This window comes from Paenibacillus sp. CFBP 13594 (assembly GCF_014842675.1).
GTDB classification, from domain to species: Bacteria; Bacillota; Bacilli; order Paenibacillales; family Paenibacillaceae; genus Paenibacillus; species Paenibacillus amylolyticus_B.
In genome coordinates this window covers 44463-68593 of sequence record NZ_JACYVQ010000013.1, presented here as the reverse complement: position 1 = coordinate 68593, position 24131 = coordinate 44463, and the positions used below count along the sequence as shown (strand labels likewise).

The window sequence follows — 24131 nt, the reverse complement described above, 5'->3', positions numbered from 1 at the left end:
TCTGCAGAACTTTAATTTTATTTATGGAGGAATCAGCTCTATGTCCAAATTGAAAGTCGCCGTCATCGGTGCCGGATCCATATCCGATTGCCACTTACAAGCCTATGCCAGTAACCCTGACGTTGAAATATATGCCATCTGCGACCTGAATGCAGAACGTGCCGCAGAAGTGGCGAAGAAATATAATGCACCACATGTGTTTACCGATTATAAGGAACTTCTCGCACTGCCTGAGATTCATTCCGTCAGCATCTGTACATGGAACGACTCCCATGCTGAGATTAGCATTGCTGCTCTGGACGCAGGCAAAAACGTGTTATGTGAGAAACCACTCTGCCAAACGGTGGAGGATGCCCTCGAGGTAGAGAAGGCCGTTCATCGTAGCGGAAAACTGCTGCAAGTTGGTTTTGTTCGCCGCTATAGTGACAATGCACAGATTCTGAAGAAATTTATCGACGAGGGTGAACTGGGCGAGATCTATTATGCCAAAGCCTCCAGTCTGCGTCGTTTGGGCAATCCAGGTGGCTGGTTCTCCGATATCAACCGCTCCGGCGGCGGCCCACTGATCGATATCGGTGTGCATGTAATCGATATTTGCTGGTATCTGATGGGCAGACCGAAGGTGAAATCCGTCTCCGCTAACGTGTCCAACCGATTGGGGAACCGCTCGAACATTAACAATCTGTCGTTCTACAAAGCGGCAGACTATGACGTGGAACAGAACACTGTTGAGGATATGGCAAATGCCCTGATTCGTTTCGAAAATGGCGCGAGCCTGCTCGTGGATGTAAGTTTCACGCTCCATGCCAAAGCAGATGAGACTTCGGTCAAACTCTATGGCGACAAAGGCGGTGCCGAGCTGGAACCGGAAATTTCGATTATTGGCGAGAAATTCAACACCATTTTGAACATGACTCCACAGGTGGATTTCAAATCCTTCGATTTTATGGGATCTTTCCGCAATGAAATCAACCATTTTATCGATAGTACACAGGGCCGCAAAGAAACACTTAGCCCCGTTGAGGATGGTGTCGAAGTGATGAAAATGCTCTGTGCCATCTACGAATCGGCACGCCAAGGCCGCGAAATCACGCTGTAAAAGGATCATTGCATGGCGTTGTTAGGCTACGTTGATACTTTACTACTCCCGTGGCATTAAAAGTTATGAGTACTTCGCTCCCTTTCAATGAAAAGCTCCGCTCAGGGCGGGCGTGGATGCGTCCTCTCCGCTCGCCGTTGGAGCAGAGTAGGGAGCGAGCGCTAACGAATCTGAGGCGTCTTATTCAAGGATTCGAAGCGCTAGCAGAAATCTAAGGAACCTGACACACGCTATATCAGAATAAACAGCAGTTTACAGCGTTTTTATAAGCTAATTTCGGGAAATAACGTGTCTGATGTTCCTTACAATTCAAAAAGAGGATCAAAAGGCTGAATAAGACGCCCTGTGTTCCTTAGAAAATTTCCTACCCCTCCGCGAAGGTCAGCCAGTTTATATTCCTCTAGAGGCAAGAGGAGGAAGTAAGGGATTCATAGGAATTGAAGATCGCACCGCAATCGAAATACAAAGTTACTACGCCCCTTAACAGTTAAACTAGCGTTTACGCCAAAACGGAGAGTGCAGAACCAATCTGAAGAAGCGAAGCGCTCGCCTTTATCACCGGATTTCCAACAATTATAAAGTGAAATCAAAGAAATCCGGGGATAACAGCGATCGAAAGATGGTACTGCACTCGGAGTGACCAGGCGTAACATGCAAGGTTTATCTTTTATCTAATCCAAAGGAGATGAAACAGGATGAGCGAAACCAAAGAAACCGTACTGGAGCAGGAAGAGCAGATTGTCGAAGCCGGGGTGCACAATTTTAGCAAAGAGGAAGAGTGGATCAGACCGGAGGAACCGCTGCTGAATGAACGGCTGGAGTGGTTCAAGGACCAGAAGCTGGGGCTGATGATGCACTGGGGGCCGTATTCCCAGCTTGGTCTCGTGGAGTCCTGGGCGCTGAGCGACGAGGATGGCGATTGGTCGCGTGATGACATCGACTGGACGGATGACATGGAAGACTTTAAACGGGAATATTTCGATCTCAACAAAACCTTCAATCCGATTCGTTTCCAGCCTGAGGAATGGGCACAGATGGCGGCAGATAACGGGTTCAAATACTTCCTGTTCACCACCAAGCACCATGATGGTTTCTGCATGTGGGATACGAAGACAACCGATTACCGGATTACGGGCAAGGACACGCCTTTTCATACCCATAAGTATGCGGACATCTGTCGAGCACTGTTTGACGCTTTTCGGGCTAAAGGACTCGGCATCTCAGCGTATTTCTCCAAAGCGGACTGGCATACCCCGTATTACTGGGCACCGGGTATGGAGCGTGGACGTCATATGTGGCGCGGCCCTTCGTATGATCCCCATAAGTATCCGTGGCTGTGGGAGAAATTCGTGGAGTTCACACATGAGCAGATCATGGAACTGCTGACCAATTACGGGCGGATCGAATGTCTGTGGCTGGATGCCGGCTGGGTGCGTGAAGGTCGCCATGGTCAGGATATCAGGCTTGGAGAAGTCGTGGACCGGGCGCGTCAGACCACTCAGCCCTGGCTGCTGTCCGCAGATCGCACTGTAGGTGGACCGTATGAGAATATTGTTACCCCTGAGCAGACCATACCGGAACATCCGATGAACATTCCATGGGAGAGCTGTATTACCGTAGGAAACTCCTTTGCCTTCGGATTCGATGATCAGTATAAAACGGGAAGACAGCTAGCACATATTCTACTCGAAGTGGTGTCCAAGGGTGGTAACCTGGCGCTGAATGTAGGACCACAACCCGATGGGCGTCTGCCAAAAGGGGCAATTCGAGGCATCAAGGGCCTCGGTGAATGGCTGGGTACTCATGGAGAAGGTGTCTATGGAACCCGGATCTGCGGGCCATATTTTACGAAAGATTGGGCCTTCACGCAGAAGGAAGAGATCAACACCGTATATGCCTTCCGTTTGTACCGAAACGAGAATGAGACCGTACAACCACAGTTAATCATTCCTTATCTGGAAAAGGTAGAGCGGATCGAACTCGTCGGTAGCGATGACGTACTTTCGTATCAACAGACGGAAGACGGACTTCTCGTGGAACTGCCACAATCCGCTACAACCAATGAAGCGCCGATCACACATACGTTCAGGCTGGTCACAAGCGCATAGAAAGCCATGTCAATTCCGGGGGAGGTATAACCACCTCCGGAATTTTTATATTCATACATAAGGAACATATATCCCACCAAAAACAGCTCCAAATTGCTTGTCACACAAGGGTTTATGGAATAAAGAGAAGTCGGAGAAAATTGCAAATTGATAAAAGTTTACCGTGCGATGTACTATCAAATTAAGAAAGCGCTACCTGATATGAATGTTTACATCAATTAGGTTTGACAAGGAATTAAGAACAGAAAAAAGGATGTTTAAGGGATGTAAATGTAATGTATTATTACACTTGAGGTGTAGAAGGAGTGACGCAAATGAGTCGAGCTACGGAAAGCATACCCGCCAAGATGGAACTCCATCAGAGGAAACATGTGGAGCCCAAGCGGCAGCATCCATTCATCAAAAGCCTCAAGAAACACTGGGAGCTCTACCTGCTCGTGCTGCCCCCGGTGTTGTATCTGTTGATCTTCAAGTACATCCCTATGGTGGGTGTCCAGATTGCCTTCAAGGACTTCAGTGTGGTCAAAGGAATCTGGGGAAGCCCGTGGGTTGGATTCAAACATTTTGAAGCCTTCTTCCAATCTCCAAACTTCTGGCTGTTAATCAAAAACACGATAGGCATTAGCTTCTATTCCTTAATTGCGGGTTTCCCTATTCCCATCCTGCTGGCGCTGGCGCTGAATGAGATTCGAACGGGTTACTTCAAGAAGACCGTGCAAATGGTCACTTACGCTCCGCATTTTATCTCAACCGTTGTCATGGTATCCATTATCATTCTGATGCTCTCCCCACATGTGGGCGTGGTAGACAAGCTGTTCACACTGCTCGGCTTCCCAATGACCAACTTCATGGGCATTCCGGAATACTTCAAATCGATCTATGTCTGGTCAGGTGTGTGGCAGGGCATGGGATATTCATCCATCATATATATCGCAGCTCTTGCTGGTGTTGATCCATCTCTCTATGAAGCAGCAAAGATGGACGGCGCATCAAGGCTTCGGAAAATATGGCACATTGACCTTCCAACACTCGTTCCAGTCACGGTTATCATGCTGATTCTGAGTCTGGGCAGCATTATGGGCGTGGGCTTTGAGAAAATATACCTGATGCAGAATCCACTCAACACAAGCGCTTCGGAGGTCATCTCCACGTATGTGTACAAGGTGGGTCTGATCGGAGCCAATTTCAGCTTCTCCTCGGCAGTAGGGTTCTTTAACTCCATTATCAACTTGATCCTGCTGGTTATCGTCAACGGCATATCGCGCAAAGTATCCCAGAACAGCTTGTGGTAAAGGAGGAGCTTATCCATGTTCAACCTGATTAATCGTAACCGGATCAAGGACCCGCTTGGTGACCGCATTTTCATGACACTTAACTACATCTTTCTGTTCGCCATACTTCTAACGGTGTTTTACCCGCTCTTGTATATCATCAGTTCTTCGTTCAGCTCTTCACGAGCCGTGACATCCGGCCAGGTGTGGCTGTTCCCGGTCGACTTTAACATCAAGGCGTACATCTCCATTTTCAAAAGCCAACAGCTTATGCTCGGTTTTTATAACACGATCATTTATACCGTGGTGGGCACGTTCATTAACGTGACGCTGACTGTCATGCTGGCGTATCCCTTGTCCCGTAAGTCATTCTACGGACGAGGAGCCATTATCATTTTCATGATGATCACAATGTTCTTCGATGGCGGTCTGATCCCCACCTACCTCTTGATGAAGGACTTGCACTTGCTGGATACACGCTGGGCGATGTGGCTGCCCGGGGCGCTCGCAGTATTCCAGGTCATCGTGGCAAGGACTTTCTTCCAATCTTCCATCCCGGAAGAACTCGGGGAGGCCGCCGAAATGGACGGTTGCCGGGATATCCGGTATCTGATCAGCGTAGTTCTTCCCTTATCAAAGCCCATTCTGGCAGTCATGACACTCATGTATGCCGTAGGTCACTGGAATGCGTACTTTGATGCACTGATCTACCTGCGTTCCGAGAAATTGTTCCCTCTGCAATACGTGCTTCGCAATCTGCTCATCCTGAATGCGGCTGATCCGGCGATGCTCGCCAATACCAGCCAACAGATGCGGGATCAAGGGTTTGAGCAGGTGTTGAAATATGCACTGATCGTTGTCGCAAGTATTCCCATTCTGATCATGTATCCATTTGTACAGAAACATTTTGTTAAAGGGGTCATGGTTGGTTCCCTGAAAGGTTAATCCTTGTGAGTTAAGCCCGGTTGCCTCTTGAAAGGAGGTGGAAGGAACACGCCGGCTTCCGGGATCGATTTTATACACGTGCAGTACAAGTCAATAATTTGCCGTTATGAACAAAAAGGAGGAGTCAGATTGAGAAAATCTTGGATTTCGATGTTGTTTCTGGTCTTTGCTTCGATGGCTTTGTTGTCCGCATGCAGTTCATCCGAGGAGTCGGGTGGAAGTAGCGACGGTAGCGGGGAGAGCGGCGGTCCTGTAACTATGACCCTCTTTGCTCCGCAAGGCAAAGCGTCCATGGAAGAGAATGAATTCACCCAATTTATCGAAGACAAGTTCGACGTTACCCTAAAATGGGATCTGGCCCCAACGGACGCCTTGCAGGATCGCAGACAATTGCTGCTGGCCAGTGGTGATTATCCCGAAGTGTTTCTTCACGGCAAGTTCACCACCTCAGACCTTCAAACCTATGGAAAACAGGGCGTGTTCCTTCCGCTACAAGATCTGATTAAGGAGTATGGTCCGAACCTGACCAAGATTATGGAAGAGAAGCCATACTTCAAAGAAGCCATTACGGCGCCGGATGGCAACATCTATGCACTGCCGATCTTCAATGAATGTTACCACTGTACGTATGCACAGAAATACTGGATCAACACAGAATGGCTCGATAATCTGGGTCTGAAAATGCCAACAACAACCGATGAACTGTATACCGTTCTGAAGGCGTTTAAGACACAGGATCCCAACGGTAACGGGAAAGCGGACGAGATTCCACTTACGGGTGCACCGAACAAGTATGTATGGAATGGCAACATTGATGCCTATCTGATGAATAGTTTCATATACAATGACAACGACAAGTACCTGATCGTGAACGATGGCAAGGTGAGTTTTGCCGCCAATCAGGAAGGATGGAAGAAAGGGCTGGAGTACATGAACAAGCTGTATGCAGATGGCCTGATTGATCCAGCTTCCTTCACGCAGAACGATCAGGCGATTGGACAGCTGGGGAACAAAGAAGGCGATGAAGTGGTAGGTTCCATTACGACGGCGCTGGTCAGCTATCTCGTAAATACCTATGACAAAGACATCACTCGTCACCAGCACTGGGATATTGTCCCTCCATTGAAAGGGCCGGATGGCGTGCAGACAACAGGCGCCACACAGAGCGTGGGTGAGTTTGAGTTTGCCATCACGAACAAAGCGACAGAAGCACAGCAGATTGCCGCCATCAAAATCGTAGATTACATGTTCAGTGAAGAAGGTGCGCTGTACGCGGAGTATGGACCAACCGAAGGCAAGGGCTGGAAGAAGGCAGATGCTGATGAGAAAAACATCAATGGCGAGCCGGCCAAATACAGCTACTACAACCTGCCTGAGCGTGATCCGAACGTTGTTGTGAACGAGAGCTGGTCACAGATCGGAGCGCATGACTTGTCCAACTCGTTCCGTAATCTGTTTGCCGAAGGGCAGAATCCTTTAGAAGCAGAGGGTTATGGTACACGTCTGGCGCAAGCTACCAATGTGTATGAACCCTATGCACCAAAAGAAGTATACCCTGCGAACGTGTTTATCCGTCCAGAGGATACGGAATCAGCTGCACAACTGACTACGGCCATCAAGGATTATGTGCAGACAAATATGGCGCAGTTCATTATCGGTAGCAAGAGCATTGATAAGGAATGGGATGCATATGTCAAAGGCTTCGATGGTCTTGGGCTGAGTAATTATCTTGAGATCTACCAGCGCGCCATTGAGAAGAATCAATAATTGTTGAAGGATTCAATATAGAGGCTGTCCCGTCTGTCACCCGTGACCGGGACAGTCTTCTCCTATGACAACCCCACGTCATCCGATATAATGTACTGAATATTTATGGAAAATTAGCGATCAGCACAAATGATTGTCGTCATTCAGCATGAACAGTAATGGTGGGGGGATCTCGGAGATGAACAACAATTGGTTTAGACGTTTGCTGTTATCGTATCTGCCTGTTTTCTTTATTGTGACGACCATTCTATTCTTTATTTTCTTCCAGGTCTTCAATGAACAGAACCGTAGAGAAGCGCTTAAGGCCAATGAATTCCTGGCCTCACAGGTCACACAATATCTGGACAACTCTTTGCGCTCCATTGACTTCAAGGTACTGCGTGAGATTTTGACCAACCCTAACTTGAAGAATTATTTCTCGGTATCTGGCAGCGATGATGTGTATGCCGGCATTCAGGCGGTCCAGGTAGTTGATGAATTGAAAATAGAGTATCCGCTGATCGATTCGATATATCTCGTTCGATATGGAGATGGCACGGTCTTCAGTAACGGGAAGGCTGTTCCCATTGAAGAGTTCCCGGATGCAGATTTTATTGCAGATAGCCGGACGAGGGATGAACAAAAGTGGGCAGGGGCACGAGCATTCCGGGCTTTCCCTTCACAAGCGACGGAGCAGGTGATTACGATTGTGCGAAGTGTAGGGAACGGCAAAGGACTGGTAGTCACCAATGTGGACTTGAGTACCCTGAGGAAGTCCATCATGCAGATGTATGATCCGGAATTTACGTTTGTAAACATCTTCAACCGTTCAGGCGGCAATCTGTGGGATAGCAGCATGCCGGAAGGGATTACAGCTTCCACTAAAACCACATCGGGAGAAGTCTTCTCCGAATTTACGTCGAGTTATAGCGGTTGGAAGGTGCAGACAGGTCTCAATAACGGAAAAATCGTCAAATGGGCGCTGCAATTTTATAATATCTGGTTTGCCTTTGCTGTAGTGGTTGTGTTGATTGGCGTGGTGTGGGTGATCTATGTGACCCGCAGAAACTACAAGCCGATTCAGCAGATTGTCACGTTAATTCAGACTGTCTCTTCGCAGAAACAATCCGGACTGAACTATGGCAAAGAGAATGAATTCCGTTTCATCCATACCACGCTGGAACGCATGATTGATCAGACGAGACAATATCAGGAGGAGCATGAAGAGAATCTGATTTTGCAGAAAAGGATGTTCTTTCAGGAGTTGCTTGAAGGCACACGAGACTTTACGAGCACGGAGCTGACAGCAGAGATGAAGAAGTTCAAGCTGCCTGAGCTGGAGCATCGTTGGGCCGTCATGGTAATTGAAATGGATCGGTATGATGCATTTGTGGCGGAGTATCATCATCAGGACCAATCCCTCCTGAAATTCGTGTTGTCCAGTATTCTGCAAGAGAGTGCACGCCATGAAGGCACGGAAGTATGGACTGAATGGATCTCCGATCAGCGTCTGTACGCCATCCTCTGGATGCCGGACATGGAACAGGCCGAGGAGACGGAGCATCGATTGCTGGCTGGTTATCTGGACAGAATCGATCAGTATCTGAACTTCACCGTGACCATTGGTGTGGGCCGGGTTGCTGTCGATATTCGGGGGTTGAGAGCTTCATTGAAAGAAGCTGTGCACGCGCTGGAGTACAAGGCTGTACTGGGGATAAATCGCATCATTCCGTGTAGCGATGTACCGAATTCGACCAATGATGTGTATGAGTTCCTGAAGACCATCTCACTGCTGGTACAGGCGATGCGTCTATCGGACGATGTGTGGGAAAAGCATTTTGAAAGACTGTTTGAACAAATCAGTGAGTCCGTTCTGTCCCGTCAGGAGATTATGAATACGATCCAATTGTTATTTCAACATTACAATCGGGAGTTCGCCGAACTTCCACGGGAGTACCAGGATTCGTGGGCCGCTATATTCACCCCGCTTCTCCCAAGGCTTGAGGGCTGGGAGACGTTAGACGATTTGCGTGAGCTGTGCTGGGAAGGGTTCCGGGAACTGGCCCTGCAGATGAAGACGCTGCAATGTTCGCGAAAACACAGATCTCATATTCTCGAGATTCGCAAATACATCGAAGAGCATTACAATAATCCCGATTTGTCGCTGAACTACCTTAGTGATCGATTTGATATTAATCCGAAGTATCTGAGCAAGCTTTTCAAGGATGAGATTGGGGAGAAGTTTGTGGATCTGCTCATTAGTCATCGCATCGAAAAAGCCAAATTGCTCATGCAGGAGACCGATAAGGCCATTCAGGAAATCAGTGAAGAAGTGGGATATACCAACTATAATTCCTTCAACCGGGCTTTCAAGAACGTGGTGGGTATGGCACCAAGTGACTACCGGAAAGCCATGTGACGCAAGTTCACGCGCCTAACTAATTCCGAACGCATAAGGAGAATGTGCATATGGACTATAAAGATGCTTCGCTTCCCATTCAGGAGCGAGTTCAGGATCTGATCGGACGGATGACAACGGCAGAGAAGATTGGACAACTCATTCAGCCGATGGGCTGGAAGACGTATGTGAAGGCAGCAGATGGCACAGTACAGGTCACGGAAGAGTTCGAAGTGGACATGGAACAAGGCGGTGTCGGTTCCCTGTATGGCGTGCTTCGGGCCGATCCGTGGACTGAAGTGACGCTGGAGACAGGTCTGACACCACGGCAGGGAGCCGTTGCCACGAATGTCATTCAACATTATGCCATGGAGCATTCCCGGCTGGGCATTCCCATTTTGTTCGGGGAAGAGTGTTCACACGGGCATATGGCAATTGGAGCGACAGTTTTCCCCGTACCGTTAACGGTGGGCAGCACGTGGAATATGGAGTTATACCGCAAGATGTGTGAAGCCATCGCTGTGGAGACCCGGAGCCAGGGAGGAGCAGCAACGTATTCCCCGGTGCTTGATGTGGTGCGTGACCCGAGATGGGGACGGACGGAGGAATGTTTTGCCGAAGATCCATACTTGATTGGTGAATTTGCAGTAGAAGCCATGAAGGGACTACAGGGTGACCGTCTAGATTCCAACCAGACGATTGTGGCGACACTCAAGCATTTTGCGGCTTATGGCAGCTCGGAGGGTGGGCGTAATGCAGCACCTGTACATATGGGATTACGTGAATTGCATGAAATAGATCTATTGCCGTTCAAAAAAGCAGTGGAAGCCGGGGCTTGTTCCGTGATGACCGCTTATAACGAGATTGATGGCGTACCGTGTACGTCCAGTACGTATCTGCTGAATGACCTTCTGCGCGAGCAGTGGGGGTTTGACGGATTTGTGATTACTGATTTTGGCGCCATTCAGATGTTAGTCCATGGACATAATACCGCGGAGAACGGGGAGCAGGCCGTGGCACAGTCCCTTCAGGCAGGTGTGGACATGGAGATGTCCGGGTACATGTATCGCAAACATCTCGGTCAGGCGCTTGAGCAGGGATTGATCGAAGAGAAGGATCTGGACTTGGCTGTGCGGCGGGTGTTGGAGATGAAATTCAGACTTGGGTTATTCGAACAGCCTTTCGTTGATCCAGAGTTTGCAGAGCGGGTTATCGGATGTGAAGACCATACTCAGCTGGCGAGGGAAGTTGCACAAGAGGGGATTGTTTTACTGAAAAATGAAGGAAATATCCTTCCGCTTGCCAAAACAGGTACGAAGTTGGCTGTCATTGGTCCGAACGCGAACCATATCTATAACCAACTTGGGGACTATACCTCACCACAGCCGAGAGAACAGATCGTCACGGTACTGGATGGCATTACGCGCAAGCTTGGCGTGGATTCGGGTCAGGTGCTGTACGCACCTGGCTGCCGGATTAAAGGCGATTCCAGAGAAGGTTTTGCGCAAGCGCTCGCCTGTGCGGAACAGGCGGATGTCATCGTGATGGTGATGGGTGGTTCCAGCGCCCGCGATTTTGGTGAAGGCACGATCGACTTGCGGACAGGAGCGTCTGTGGTAACCGATGACCCATGGAATGATATGGAGTGCGGCGAAGGCATTGACCGGGCTTCCCTGAATCTCATGGGTGTTCAATTGGAGCTGGTGCAGGAGGTTCATAAGCTGGGTAAACCCGTTATCGTGGTGTATATTAACGGCCGCCCCATTGCTGAACCTTGGATTGATGAGCATGTCCATGCCATTGTGGAAGCGTGGTACCCCGGGCAGGAAGGTGGTAACGCCATCGCAGATATTCTGTTTGGCGATGTGAATCCATCTGGCCGCCTTACCGTCTCCATTCCCAAGCATGTTGGGCAACTTCCGGTCTACTATCATGCCAAGCGCACGCGTGGCAAGCGGTATCTGGAGATGGACCTTGCACCGCAGTATCCGTTCGGCTATGGACTGAGCTACACCGAATTCACATATGAGAATGTTAGGGTAGTACCGGAAGTGATCGGGACAGAAGATGAAGCACAGGTGATGGTTGAAGTCACGAATACTGGAGCGGTTGCGGGAAGTGAAGTTGTGCAATTGTACATCACGGATGTATCGGCTTCGGTCACTCGGGCTGAAATGTCACTGAAAGGTTTTCGTAAAATCCATCTGGAGCCAGGACAGACTCATACCGTTACATTCCCTGTGCAAAAAGAACACCTCGTACTGATCGACGCCCGTCTCCAGTCTGTCGTAGAACCGGGTGAATTCAGACTCATGGTTGGCCGCAATTCTGCTGACTGGACCGCTTGCAGTCTGCACATTCAGAAGTTGGGGGTGGAGGTATGATTCGGATTCAACGATTCATTGAGGATATGAACCGGTCGCAGTGGCTGGATACGATCGAGCTTCCAGAATGGCATATGCAGAAGGCCCGGTACATTCGGCCAGGGGAATACGAGTATGAGCAGGGATATGAACATAAAGATGAGTGTCCAGACAAGGCTATGCAGAGCTTGAATCCGCTGAACAGCGTACACGGAACGACGTATTTTCTGAGTAAACGTGTGGAGATTCCGGACAGTTGGCAGGATCAAGCCATTGGGTTGATTTTTGAGACTGGAGGAGAAGGGCTGCTGAAGGTGAATGGCTTGCCTTATCACGGACTGGATCGGAATCACGGATTCGTACCGCTTCCGAGAAGTCGAGTAGGGAATACGCCGCAGTTGGAGATTGAACTCTACGACCCGATCCCGGAGCCGCATGATCCACTCAATCGACAAGCTGTGATTCAGCCGCCTATTCAGGGCATCCGTACAGCATTGGTTCATATCAATCAGCCCTTGCAGAGCCTGATGTATAGCGTGACGGTACTCGCCGAGTCGCTCCGGGCATATAACGAGAAGGAGCCCAAGCGGATGGCACTTGTTCAGGCCATTCACCAGGTGATGGATGAGATGTACAATAATCCGGACCGCTGGACTGATGCAGCATGGATACAGAATTTTGAACATGGACTGGTACAGTCGGTACAGCAGGAAGACCCGGAGGAATATCGAAGTGGCTTCATGCATCTGGTTGGACAATCCCACATTGATATTGCCTGGCTGTGGCCTGTGCGAGAGACGGTTCGCAAGTCCAGTCGCACGTTCTCGACCATGTGTACCTTGATGGACACGTATCCGGATTTTGTGTATTCCCAGAGCCAGCCGCAGCTGTATGCCTTCGTGAAAGAGCATTACCCGGAGCTGTACGAGCGAATTAAAGCACGCATTGCTGAAGGCCGCTGGGAGTTGGTCGGAGGCATGTGGGTGGAGCCGGATCTGAACATTCCGAGTGGCGAGTCGTTGGTCCGGCAGATTCTGTATGGACAGAACTTCTACCAGGCGGAGTTTGGCAGACGCTCCAACATTGAGTGGCTGCCCGATACTTTTGGCTACTGTGCTTCCTTGCCGCAGATGCTGAAGCTTGCGAATATTCCTTATTTTATGACCACCAAGCTGAATTGGAATGACACCAACGCGTTTCCTTATGACCTCTTCGACTGGGTAGGCATTGATGGAACTTCAGTGCTTGCCTATCTGAATCATGGGGTGAATGAGCATACGCGGCCCAAAGATGTGGATGAACATTGGCAATCGTACAAACAGAAGGATGTGCATCCCGAGCAGATGTTGCTCTACGGACATGGCGATGGTGGCGGCGGTGTGACGAATGAGATGGTGGAGTTTGCAGAGCGATCCCACTTGATGGTCGGGCAGCCAATCAGCAAATTCAGCACGGCAGGCGCTTTTTTTGAAGACATATCGTCCAATAATCCAACGTTGCCAAAGTGGCACGGGGACTTGTACCTGGAGTTACACCGGGGAACCTATACGACCCATGCGAGGAACAAACGTAGCAATCGAAAGGCAGAGGTATTGTACCGGGAAGCGGAGATTTGGGGGCAATTTGCCAAAGCTTGCGCTGTACACACGAAGAATGACCTGGATGAAGGCTGGAAGCTGATCATGCTCAACCAATTCCATGACATTATTCCGGGAACATCGATTCCTGAAGTATACGTAACGTCCACCGAGGAGTACACGAAGGTATTTACATTAGGTACATCCGCACTGCGAGAAACGCTGGATATCCTTGCGGAGAACATTGCAACCGATGAAGCTGATGGTCTTCCCTACATTATATTTAACAGCCTCGGCTGGGAACGTGGAGAAAACATCACCATCACAGGGGGTGCTCACCTCGCTGAGTTGGCTGCATTTGATCGTCAAGGAAACCGTCTGGCCTGTGATCTGGAGCAAAAGGAAGACAAGTATACGCTGCTCGTGCATGTTCCATCGATTCCTGCTTTTGGGTATACAACCATATGGCTGCGTGAGGCATCGGATGTTATCCTTCCAGTAAGGGAAGAAGAAACTTTCCCTTCCACATGGGAAACCGAATTTTACACGCTTGAGTTCAACGACTTGGGAGAGATCACCAAGTGGTATGACAAAACGGTAGGACGCGACTGGCTGAAGCCCGGTGATCGGGCGAATGAGTGGCAGTTTTTCCATGACAAACCGACGTACTGGGATGCCTGGGATATCGATCCACGGTTTGAATCGCAGCGGGCAGGTGTGGTGCAGTTGATCTCCAGAGAGGTTGTGCAGCGCGGAGCTACGCGAGATGTGCTGCGTTATGTGTGGAAGCTGAATCAATCGGAGATCAGCCAGGATATCATTTTGCATCACCACCAGCGGCGTGTTGATTTCCATACGAAAGTGAACTGGAATGAGAGTCATAAGCTGCTCAAGGTGGCATTTCCGGTGGATCTGGTGGCAGCCAAAGCAGCCTATGAAATCCCGTTTGGAGCGTTGGAGCGTCCAACCCATAACAACACCAGTTGGGAGCAGGCGCAGTTCGAGGTCTGCGGTCATCGCTGGGCGAATATCTCAGAGGGTAACAGTGGTGTGAGTTTGCTGAATGATTGCAAGTACGGATACGACATCAAGGATCGGACGATCCGCCTGTCCCTGCTTCGCGCCCCGAAATGGCCGGATGAACATGCCGATCAGGGAGAACATGAATTCACATATTCGTTCCTGCCACATCAGGGGGATTGGCGACAAGCTGCTGTCGTTCGCCGCGCAATGGAGCTTAATCATCCGGTGGAAGTTGTTGTAGCGAGCCCGTCTTCGGGTCACTTGCCATCTGAACATGCTTGGGTTCAGTTCCATAGTGAGCATGTCATTCTGGATGCAATCAAACCCGCAGAAGATGGATCGGGAACGGTGCTGCGTTTCTATGAGTCATCAGGAGGTAGAGAAACGGTACAGGTCGAATGGGTTAAAAGAGAAATTAAGGCGTCTGTCATTAATCTGCTGGAGGATGAGATCCATCCGTTGGCTTGTCCGAACGGCACATTCGAACTGACATTCAAACCGTATGAAATTAAGTCAGTGAAACTTGTTCCAGTGAATCCAAATACGTAATCTTCAGGAGGTATGACATGAAATTAACGAATAAGATCGGTGTCATCGTGGATAGCTTTGGCGTAGGTGTACGGGAAGGGCTGAACAAGGCCAAAGACGTAGGTGCAGAAGGTGTACAGATATACGCCGTCAAGGGAGAGATGGACCCTGAAAATTTGTCACCTGCGGCGCGCAAGGAACTGAAGAGTTACATCGATTCGCTGGGTCTCGAAATTTCAGCACTGGTTGGTGACCTCGGCGGACATGGTTTTCAGGTCAAGGAAGATAATCTGTGGAAAGTGGAGAAATCGAAGCGGATCGTGGATCTGGCCCTCGATCTGGGTACCAACATCGTCACAACACATATCGGCATTGTTCCACATGACCCTTCATCAGAGGTTTATGCCACGCTGCATGCTTCTTGTGAGGAACTGGGCCAATACGCCAAAAGTGTTGGCGCATACTTTGCCATTGAGACAGGGCCGGAAACGGCAGCTGACTTAAAAGGATTCCTGGATACACTGTCGACCAACGGGGTATCGGTGAATTTTGACCCGGCAAATATGGTGATGGTGACTGGAGATGATCCGGCGCAGGGCGTTCGTCTGCTTAAGGATTACATCGTACATACCCATGTGAAAGATGGTGTGCGGTTGAAGGAAGTCGATCCACGAGACGTATACGGAGCGGTCGGTTATGCGCCTATGGATCACGAAAAAATTGCCGAGATGGTCTCGTCCGGAACGTTCTTTCGTGAGGTGCCACTGGGCGAGGGTGGCGTTGATTTTGACGGATACTTTGCAGCGCTTCAGGAGATTGGTTACACCGGTTATCTGACGATTGAGCGCGAGGTAGGCCATCAGCCGGAGCAGGACATTCGTAAGGCGGTTCGATTCATCCAACAATATCGATAGGGAGCTGAGCAGATGAAAGTGGGCCTGAGCACGTACAGTTTGTTGAACGATTTGAATTCCGGTGAGATGACGGTGCTGGATGTGATCGACTGGATTGCGGCGAACGGTGGAGAGCATATGGAGATGGTACCTTACGGTTATACCGTGGAGGATAATCACGATCTGGCGGATGCGATTCGGGAACGGGCAGCGTCTGCAGGTATTGAACTGTCCAACTATTCGATGCCAGCCAATTTCGTGCAGGAGACGGAAGAGGCGTTTGAAGAAGAGATGGCCCGGGTCAAAAGGCATGTGGATGTGGTACACCGGATGGGTGTGAAACATATGCGTCATGACGTCACGGCGTTTACCCTGCCAAAGGAGAAGATGACCATCGCCTGGTTCGAGGACCATCTGCCGCTGATGGTGCGGGGAAGCCAGATCATTGCGGACTATGCTGCGCAGTTTGGTATCACCACAACCATTGAGAATCACGGCTTCAGCGTGCAGGCGAGTGACCGGGTGCAGCGTGTGCTGCATGCTGTGGACCGTCCGAACTTCAAAACAACACTCGATATTGGCAACTTCATGTGTGTGGATGAGAATCCGATCATCGGTGTCATGAAAAATCTGCCGTACGCTTCTCTGGTCCACTTCAAAGATTTTTACTTCCGTCCTTATGATGAGCATCCGGGTGAGGGTGAGTGGTTCACGACAGCCTATGGCAACTTCCTGCGTGGGGCCATCGTTGGACAAGGGGACATTCCGATTCGTAAAATTGTTAAGTTGATCAAAGACTCCGGCTATGATGGCAACATTACGGTGGAGTTCGAGGGTATGGAGGAATGCAAATCCGCATCCAAAATCGCCATGGACAACCTGCGACGCTTCTGGGAAGAGGCGTAACGAAGCATAAAGAGGGAATGGATCAAGGGCCACTTTTCGAAGTGGCTCTTATTGTTGATCATCAGGATTCTGGACTGCCCATCGATCCAGGGTCATTTCGATGTAACGCATGGTTTCCGTTGTCATACCATATACACGAGCTGACTGATCATCCTCTGGGGTGATATAATCCCAATATTTTTCTGCCAATTCTGCATTCCCTTGAAAAGTCCTTTCAGCATAATCAGAGATTCGGATGGCCAGTAATCGTGAGGCTTCGGAATCCGGAGGTTCCATCTTGCATGTATGAATATCTTTAAGAATATCGGCCCATTCCATGGATAGTGAATTGTTCTGATTATTCAGAGGTAACGATTCCATTTCTTCAGGTGTAAAAACATCTTGACGGAACCTGCTCGGAGGCTGATCCAGTTCACGGATGAAACCCAACATCTCATCCAGACTGATTGTACCGGAGGCTCTGATGGCATATATGGTTGAAAAAAGAAGATGCTCGACCTTGCTTAATCTCTCCTGCTGTTCCTTGACGACGGCCAGTTGTTGTTCCAACGTATTATTCCATAAAGTGAGGGTACTCTCTGGTTCGGAGCGAGCAGCATCCTGATCGAGGAATTCTCCAATCTCATTCAATTTAAAATGCATGCTCTTCAGAATGGTAATCTGCTGAAGCCGTAAAATATCCTTTTCACCATATAAACGATACTGATTGATCTCGTTACGGGCCGGTCGCAGTAAACCCAGCTTCTCATAATAATGCAGTGTTCGGATGGATACTCCGGTATGTTTGGATAGTTGTCCAACGGTATACAACAGGCAGAGCCCTCCCTCATGATTTATGTATTCTCCACCAGCGCCATGCATTGAGCACCGCCAGAATGATTCCACCGACGAAGATTATCATCATATACAAAATAAATATTTCGGCCAACCCATTATCTTGCGCAGTATAACTTAACAATGCCGGTCTATCACCTGGCACAACAACGAATCGGGCTACTTCCAGGTAAGCGATATGAAATCCGATGGATGCCCATAAAGATCCGGTCAAACTGCGCAGAAGCTGTAACGTAACACCATAGGTCAAGAGCAGGATCATATAATCCAAGGTTATCCGGTTTCCGGCATCCATACCGACGATCTCTTGCAATAGGCTGACACTCATCGGAACCAGCAGAAAGAGTATGATTTGAGTTACATAAGCGAAAAACACAGGAAGTCGGAGTCTGAAGCGTAATCCATCATAGACCATGCCTCGCATGGATAGTTCCTCTGGCAAAGCTTCATACAAGAAAGCAATACAACTATTAAGTATGACAACAAGCAAGAACTCGGCTGAAAAGTGCCACTCCGTAATCGTAATCCAGTTGTTCATACTAGCTATCGCTAACCCAATGAAGGCCAGAGAAGTGGCAAATAATGCGCCAGAGAGCAAGTGAATTATGCTTTTTCCTGTCAGAGGAAGAAGAACGGACTTCATATGGAAGTGTCTTCGAATGACGAATAGTACGGGCAAGACGATACTAATCATGACAACAGCTTGGGTGAGATGAACCATCCATTCAGTAGCACCAATAGTGCTGACAAACTCCCCTGCGAGTGTAGCAAAAAACAGACCCAATGTCATCATCAACCAACTCAATCCGATAATGGCTATTCCACTTCTGCGTCGTTTCTTGGTTACATGTTCAGGTGACATACTCATGCTAATCCCCTCCTGAAGCCAGTATAAACCCTCGAGTTAACGTCAGGGTCAAGCAGGGAATATGCCTATCAGAATATGGTTCTGCGCAAGGATTAAGTTACGAGCAGCACAAGTGTGGTATACTGGATATATTCAGCCTGATAATAACTGGCTATGGATAGGAGATGTCACTGATCTATGCAGGTATTCGAGGACTGGAATCAGAAAGTAAAGAGGACGTTTAATGCTACGAACCCCGAGGTAGTGTTGACGGTATCGGAAGCTGGAAGTTTGCTTGGTTTGACCAAAGACCAGATGAAACTGTACGTGGACAAGAACAAACTAACGAAGGTCCCGATCATGAGAAGTGTTCACCGATACCTCTTATTGAAAAGTGAAATAGATAACATCGTTCAAGCTCGATAACTTCATAGGATTGAACACAACCATTTTACCGATAGGATTCGGGAGAGTGGTCTTTTTTTTATCGGAAAGGGGACGGAATGTGCTGAATAAAGTGTCAAATTGGTTCTATCAGCGGGTGAATTGGAAATGGGTTGCAGCTGCAGTTGTTGTATTTGCTTGTTTTATTGTATTGATTCTGCCCTGGCAGGCGGCAAAGTCGGAGGAGGCCACAGGTGGTGGGCAGTCCCCGGATTCCTCTTTTTTGTACACTGCGGATGATCTTTATCAGATGGCTGAGCAGTATGGAGAAGCAGGGCGGAGCGCCTATATCTATGCACGGTTCACATTTGACCTCATATGGCCGTTGGCCTATCTGTTGTTATTGGTCGTTCTGTTATCAGTACTTTATCGCGTGCTTCCGGTGAAGAGTCGCTGGCGCTGGGTGAATCTGATTCCAGTCTTAGGTTGGGCTATGGATATGCTTGAAAATATAGGTGCGTCTCTGATCATGTATCGTTATCCCGAACGTACGACTGTGCTTGCTGAACTCACTCCGGTATTTACCTTGTTGAAATGGTGTCTGATCTATGCCAGTTTTGCAGCACTGGTTCCGGGTGTTCTGATCACGGTTCTCTGCTATATACGCAGGCGCAAGAAGTAATGGAGAGACGGATGGATTAAAAATATATTGGTAACCCTAATGGTGTAACGATCCAAAGAGTAAGTGAGGAAATATACGCTTGTCAAAGGACAACCTGTTCATATATACTCATGTCGCAAGTGGCGTGAATCGTATAATTACATGAGCCCAAGGAGATGAAGAACGCATGTCGATCAGCTTGAATGTGTATCTGATAACAGACGGTAATGGACGTGAAGCGGTAGATTTTTATCAAAAGGCATTTGGAGCGGAAGTGCTCGCACTTCAAACGTTTGGTGACGGTCCATCTGACCCGAATCATCCCATCCCGCCAGAAGCGAAAGACCGTATTATGCATGCTTCTTTGCAGATTGGCAGCTCGGTATTAATGTTATCCGACACATTTCCAGGCATGCCGTACACCATAGGTAATCATGTTAGTATTACTGTGAACACGGATACTGTGGATGAAGCCAAAGCTATTTTCAGCCAACTGGAAGATGGCGGCGTAGTGGAAATGGCGATACAAGAGACGTTCTGGAGTCCAGCCTACGGCACGGTTGTTGACAAATTCGGCGTACATTTTCAGGTCAGTGCTAAACCGGGACAAGCTTAAGAGCGTACTCTTCGCTAATATAGCCTACAAACGGCAAAACCTCCGCGATCTGCTTTGAGCAGTTCTGGAGGTTTTTTTGTTTTTCCCTATACGGCGTGGGATTACCCTTCCTTCTGAATCTTGGAAGGGTTGTTGATTTTATAAGGAACCGGGTTACGTGTCAGCTTCTTCTTGATGATTTTGGCTTCAAACGTGATAACGTCTCCCACTTCCAGTTCTTGTTTCTTAACGGTGGCACTGTGGCTCGACCAGGCTTCCCCAACGTCAATGACGTCTGGCTCCGTGATGGTAACTGCTTCATAGATGATGACTTCATCGTCATTGTCAGAGAAGTGATTCGGCACAGTGGTGAATTCTTTGACAACGGCACTCATCTTCACTTTGCCTTCGGGCAGATCAATCTTAACGCTCTTGGCTTTGCTCGCTGTTTTGGCTTTAGGTTTGGCTTCACTGGCTGCCCCAGACTGAGGTCCAACATACGCTTCTACTAGTCCATCCGGATCACCCTTCAGCCCAGAGGAGAATTCATCTGTGTCCGTGTCGTCCGAATCATCCAGATCCGCCGGAATTTCATCCGGATTAACCAGGGCATCTGGAGTTGACGTAACATCAGCAGAGACTGGTGCGACTGTATCCGAAGTTGTCGATTCTGTGCTTCGATCTGACCCGGCATTACTTATGCTTCTGGCGCTGTAACTGGACGCTTGCATTTCCTTCAGATACGACGGGTGAATGCAATGCTTTTGTCCATTATCCAGTTGAATTACGGCTGCCATGTGATCGACATATCCAATGATGGTACACGGCATGTTTAATCCGTTTCCTTTATAATAGAACGTTTTGAGTTTGGTCGCTTTACCGGAAAGCAGGCCCCACTCCTGACATTTCTCAATCAGCTCATCTTCGTTATCCAGCGCAATAAAATCCTGTGGTTCAATCATAAATGCGTATGTCATATGGAATCTCCGCCCTTCCAATCCATTCTTCATGTTCATCGTTTCCAAATTACAACCAGTGTATCACAAATGAGCATTTTGCATAAATCGAAACGCTGAAATCCGTACTCGGAGATGAAGATTATCAACGCCTGCTCACAGAGGCCTATGCTATAATTTGATCAGAATGTAAGGTGAGAAGTTATAGCCTTGATATACATATTTCGTGAAGGGAAGATCTGTATGGATAAAAAGGTGAATCATCAAGCCGTATGGCTTGCCATAGGAACGGCTATGGGAGTCAGCATTGGTACGGCTACACAGCAGCTTGGACTCGGGATTGCTTTTGGCTTGGCGCTTGGCATTGTGATTGGTTCGGTGGTTAGCAAACGTGCGGGGTCAGACTCGGAACATATGCTCAGCGAACATGTCCGGGAATTGCACAAACCAGGTGACTGGGAAGAGGCAATCCAGCGTTCGCAGGATCATCCGGTGCTTATCCTGAAACACAGCACAACTTGTCCGACCAGTGCGAGAGCGTACAGAGAGTTTATGGCGTTTGTAGGCACCAATGTGTCAGATCCCAAACATCCCATGGATTACCGCATCGTCAAAGTGATTGAAAATCGCTCTTTGTCCCGCCATATTGCGGAAGAGACAGAGGTTCACCACGAGTCACCACAGGTAATTCTGCTCGATCAGGGGCAAGTTGTGAAACATACATCTCATGGCAAAATCACGAAAAAGAGATTATTGCAGTGGGCGCAGAATCCGTTTGGATAAATAGATACCCTTCATAGACCCGTCCTTTTCAGCCCATAGCTGAGGAGAGCGGGTCTTTTTTACGCTTTTTTTACACCTGTGAAGGCATTTCTTTACCCCTTTTTTACAGCGTTTCATATTACGATTTTACATGTAGCAGGTGCAGAGAACGGTAGAGAGAGGGAGGAAGGGCGCATGGTGAATGATGCCACGATGATTGGATTGGTTGTGCTGCTGTTTGCGGTGTTTTGGGGATTTGTGAAATTCTGCGAAAAGGCTTGAGGGTAGAGAGGGGGAGCGGAATGATTGCCATCGGCATGATTGTACTCGCACTGGTGATTTATCTCGGTTATGTGCTGGTGAAGCCAGAGAAATTCTGATGCTGACACTGTACGTAAAGCGGAACAAGGGAACGTTGAATAGGGAGGAAATGCGGATATGGGTATCGGTGTAGTGCAAGTAGCAGTGACGCTGCTGATCATCCTGCTGCTGGTGAAACCGGTGGGAAAATATATAGTGAACGTCTTCGATGGACAGCGAACGGGGCTGGATCGGGTTTTTGGCGGGCCGGAGCGACTGCTCTATCGCGTGATGGGGGTACGGGAGAATGAGTCCATGGGGTGGAAAAAGTACCTCACGGCCGTTCTCCTCTCCAACTTTGTAATGTTGGTATTAATGTTTCTGGTGCTGCGACTGCAAAAATATTTACCGCTCAATCCGGATGGGATTGACAATATGCCAGCGGCGCAAGCATTTAATACGGCCGTTTCGTTCATGACCAATACGAACTGGCAGTCTTATACGGGCGAGAACGCCCTGTCGTACCTGTCACAGATGCTGGCCGTGACATTCCCGATGTTCACGTCGGCAGCAACGGGATTCGCGGTAGCCATTGCGTTCATTCGCGGACTGGTAGGACGCCGGGATGAACTGGGGAACTTTTACGTCGACCTTGTACGGTCGATTACACGTATTTTTTTACCGCTGAGCTTCATCGTGGCCTTGTTCCTCGTGTTCCAGGGGGTTCCACAGACGCTCGCTGGAGCGGTTAACGCAACCACGCTGGAAGGTGCGCAGCAGACCATATCACGTGGACTGGTCGCCTCACTGGAGTCAATCAAACATATTGGCACCAACGGTGGTGGCTGGTTTGGAACCAATGCTGCACATCCATTCGAGAATCCGACGGCCCTGAGCAATCTGGTGCATATCGTCTGCATGATGCTGCTGCCAACGGCACTGGTATACGCCTTCGGCTTGATGGTCAATAACCGGAAGCAGGGTTGGGCATTGTTCGCGGCGATGAGTTTTCTTTTCATTGTGATGTTGACCACGGTATTTGTCTCCGAATATCGCGGTGTACCTGCGCTGGATGCAGCAGGTCTTCAAGGCAATATGGAAGGGAAAGAGGTCAGGTTCGGCATACCCGAGTCTGCTTTATTCACAGCAGTCACGACGGCAGCCACAACAGGTTCAGTCAACAATATGCACGAGTCGCTCACTCCACTTGGAGGCATGGTATCACTGGCCCAGATGATGCTCAACAACGTGTTTGGCGGCAAAGGGGTAGGGCTGATCAACGGACTGTTGTATGTGATTCTGGCTGTGTTTATCTGTGGATTGATGGTGGGACGTACACCTGAGTTCCTGGGCAAAAAAATCGAGGGCAAAGAAGTGAAGCTCGCATCCATCGCCTTGCTCATTCATCCTTTGATTATTCTTGCGCCAACGGCACTCGCACTTATGCGGCCTGAAGCTGTTGCGTCCATCTCGAACGGGGGCATGCATGGCCTGACCGAAGTTCTCTATGCTTTTGCCTCGGGTGCAGCCAATAATGGATCGGCCTTTGCCGGACTGAATGCCAATACAGACTTTTACAACATCACGATTGGTATCGTTATGCTGCTCGGAAGGTACGTTTCCATGATCGCCATGCTGGCTATCGCGGGTTCACTTGCTACGAAACGGGTTGTACCTGTAACCACAGGCACATTGCGGACACACACGCCTCTCTTTGCTGGCATTCTGGTCATGATGATTGTTGTTGTCGGCGCACTCACATTTTTCCCTTCACTTGCCCTTGGACCGATCGCAGAACACTTGGCAATGATTCAATGAGGGATACGACAGGGACTCTACAGAGAAATTGGTGTATCGACGTAACGTATGGAGGTGGCAGTGCACGATGAATGCAGTCGAACGAAAGAAGGAGCAGACGATGCAACACATGGATAC

General features: G+C 49.0%; 19 protein-coding genes. 16 read left to right on the top strand and 3 right to left on the bottom strand.

Annotated elements, in window-relative coordinates; all coding sequences use genetic code 11:
* Positions 1-40: 40 nt before the first annotated feature.
* From IFU39_RS28560 to IFU39_RS28515, 10 genes are all read left to right on the top strand, one after another.
* Complete coding sequence (locus IFU39_RS28560; RefSeq protein WP_192136192.1) at positions 41-1099, top strand: Gfo/Idh/MocA family protein; 1059 nt, start codon at positions 41-43, stop codon at positions 1097-1099.
* A 695-nt stretch (positions 1100-1794) separates the two neighbouring features.
* Positions 1795-3207, top strand: coding sequence for an alpha-L-fucosidase (locus tag IFU39_RS28555; protein WP_192136191.1), 1413 nt, complete (start codon positions 1795-1797; stop codon positions 3205-3207).
* Positions 3208-3521: 314 nt separating this feature from the next.
* The gene (locus IFU39_RS28550) at positions 3522-4499 is read left to right on the top strand and encodes an ABC transporter permease subunit (protein ID WP_192136190.1); all 978 of its coding nucleotides are present in this window, start codon (positions 3522-3524) and stop codon (positions 4497-4499) included.
* 15 nt (positions 4500-4514) lie between these two features.
* Positions 4515-5423, top strand: coding sequence for a carbohydrate ABC transporter permease (locus tag IFU39_RS28545; protein ID WP_091012102.1), 909 nt, complete (start codon positions 4515-4517; stop codon positions 5421-5423).
* Between the two features lie 129 nt (positions 5424-5552).
* On the top strand, positions 5553-7190 hold the full coding sequence (locus IFU39_RS28540) for an extracellular solute-binding protein (RefSeq protein WP_192136189.1): 1638 nt from the start codon (positions 5553-5555) through the stop codon (positions 7188-7190).
* A 178-nt stretch (positions 7191-7368) separates the two neighbouring features.
* Positions 7369-9588 (top strand): helix-turn-helix domain-containing protein, encoded by a 2220-nt coding sequence (locus IFU39_RS28535; RefSeq protein WP_192136188.1) that lies wholly within the window; start codon positions 7369-7371, stop codon positions 9586-9588.
* Between the two features lie 50 nt (positions 9589-9638).
* Positions 9639-11951, top strand: a complete 2313-nt coding sequence (locus IFU39_RS28530; protein ID WP_192136187.1) for a glycoside hydrolase family 3 N-terminal domain-containing protein — start codon at positions 9639-9641, stop codon at positions 11949-11951.
* Positions 11948-15079 carry an alpha-mannosidase gene (locus IFU39_RS28525; RefSeq protein WP_192136186.1) on the top strand — a complete coding sequence of 1044 codons (3132 nt, stop codon included), beginning with the start codon at positions 11948-11950 and terminating at the stop codon, positions 15077-15079. Before IFU39_RS28530 ends, IFU39_RS28525 begins: the two co-directional genes overlap by 4 nt.
* 17 nt (positions 15080-15096) lie before the next feature.
* Complete coding sequence (locus IFU39_RS28520) at positions 15097-15972, top strand: sugar phosphate isomerase/epimerase family protein (RefSeq protein WP_192136184.1); 876 nt, start codon at positions 15097-15099, stop codon at positions 15970-15972.
* Between the two features lie 12 nt (positions 15973-15984).
* On the top strand, positions 15985-16857 hold the full coding sequence (locus IFU39_RS28515; protein WP_091012111.1) for a sugar phosphate isomerase/epimerase family protein: 873 nt from the start codon (positions 15985-15987) through the stop codon (positions 16855-16857).
* Positions 16858-16905: 48 nt separating this feature from the next.
* On the opposite strand, the gene IFU39_RS28510 is transcribed toward IFU39_RS28515, so the two are convergent.
* Both IFU39_RS28510 and IFU39_RS28505 read right to left on the bottom strand, forming a co-directional pair.
* Positions 16906-17667: a MerR family transcriptional regulator gene (locus tag IFU39_RS28510; RefSeq protein ID WP_192136182.1), complete on the bottom strand. Its 762-nt coding sequence runs from the start codon at positions 17665-17667 to the stop codon at positions 16906-16908.
* Between the two features lie 16 nt (positions 17668-17683).
* Positions 17684-18559, bottom strand: a complete 876-nt coding sequence (locus IFU39_RS28505) for a CPBP family glutamic-type intramembrane protease (protein WP_192136179.1) — start codon at positions 18557-18559, stop codon at positions 17684-17686.
* 177 nt (positions 18560-18736) lie between these two features.
* Here IFU39_RS28505 and IFU39_RS28500 point away from each other — a divergent pair, with 177 nt between their 5' ends.
* The 3 genes from IFU39_RS28500 (at position 18737) to IFU39_RS28490 (ending at position 20199) form a co-directional block, all read left to right on the top strand.
* Positions 18737-18964 carry a hypothetical protein gene (locus IFU39_RS28500; protein ID WP_017691180.1) on the top strand — a complete coding sequence of 76 codons (228 nt, stop codon included), beginning with the start codon at positions 18737-18739 and terminating at the stop codon, positions 18962-18964.
* A gap of 79 nt (positions 18965-19043) precedes the next feature.
* On the top strand, positions 19044-19604 hold the full coding sequence (locus IFU39_RS28495) for a hypothetical protein (RefSeq protein ID WP_206759602.1): 561 nt from the start codon (positions 19044-19046) through the stop codon (positions 19602-19604).
* 166 nt (positions 19605-19770) lie between these two features.
* The gene (locus IFU39_RS28490; RefSeq protein ID WP_192136176.1) at positions 19771-20199 is read left to right on the top strand and encodes a VOC family protein; all 429 of its coding nucleotides are present in this window, start codon (positions 19771-19773) and stop codon (positions 20197-20199) included.
* Between the two features lie 101 nt (positions 20200-20300).
* Here the strand turns inward: IFU39_RS28490 and IFU39_RS28485 are convergent, their stop codons facing one another.
* Positions 20301-21155, bottom strand: a complete 855-nt coding sequence (locus IFU39_RS28485; protein ID WP_192136174.1) for a hypothetical protein — start codon at positions 21153-21155, stop codon at positions 20301-20303.
* A 222-nt stretch (positions 21156-21377) separates the two neighbouring features.
* Here IFU39_RS28485 and ytxJ point away from each other — a divergent pair, with 222 nt between their 5' ends.
* The 3 genes from ytxJ (at position 21378) to kdpA (ending at position 24014) form a co-directional block, all read left to right on the top strand.
* Positions 21378-21917 (top strand): bacillithiol system redox-active protein YtxJ, encoded by a 540-nt coding sequence (ytxJ, locus tag IFU39_RS28480; protein WP_244661151.1) that lies wholly within the window; start codon positions 21378-21380, stop codon positions 21915-21917.
* A gap of 227 nt (positions 21918-22144) precedes the next feature.
* A complete protein-coding gene (locus IFU39_RS28470) occupies positions 22145-22276 on the top strand; it encodes a potassium-transporting ATPase subunit F (RefSeq protein WP_206759601.1) in 132 nt (43 codons plus the stop codon).
* A gap of 58 nt (positions 22277-22334) precedes the next feature.
* A complete protein-coding gene (gene kdpA / locus IFU39_RS28465) occupies positions 22335-24014 on the top strand; it encodes a potassium-transporting ATPase subunit KdpA (protein WP_197997952.1) in 1680 nt (559 codons plus the stop codon).
* The last annotated feature ends 117 nt before the right edge of the window (positions 24015-24131 follow it).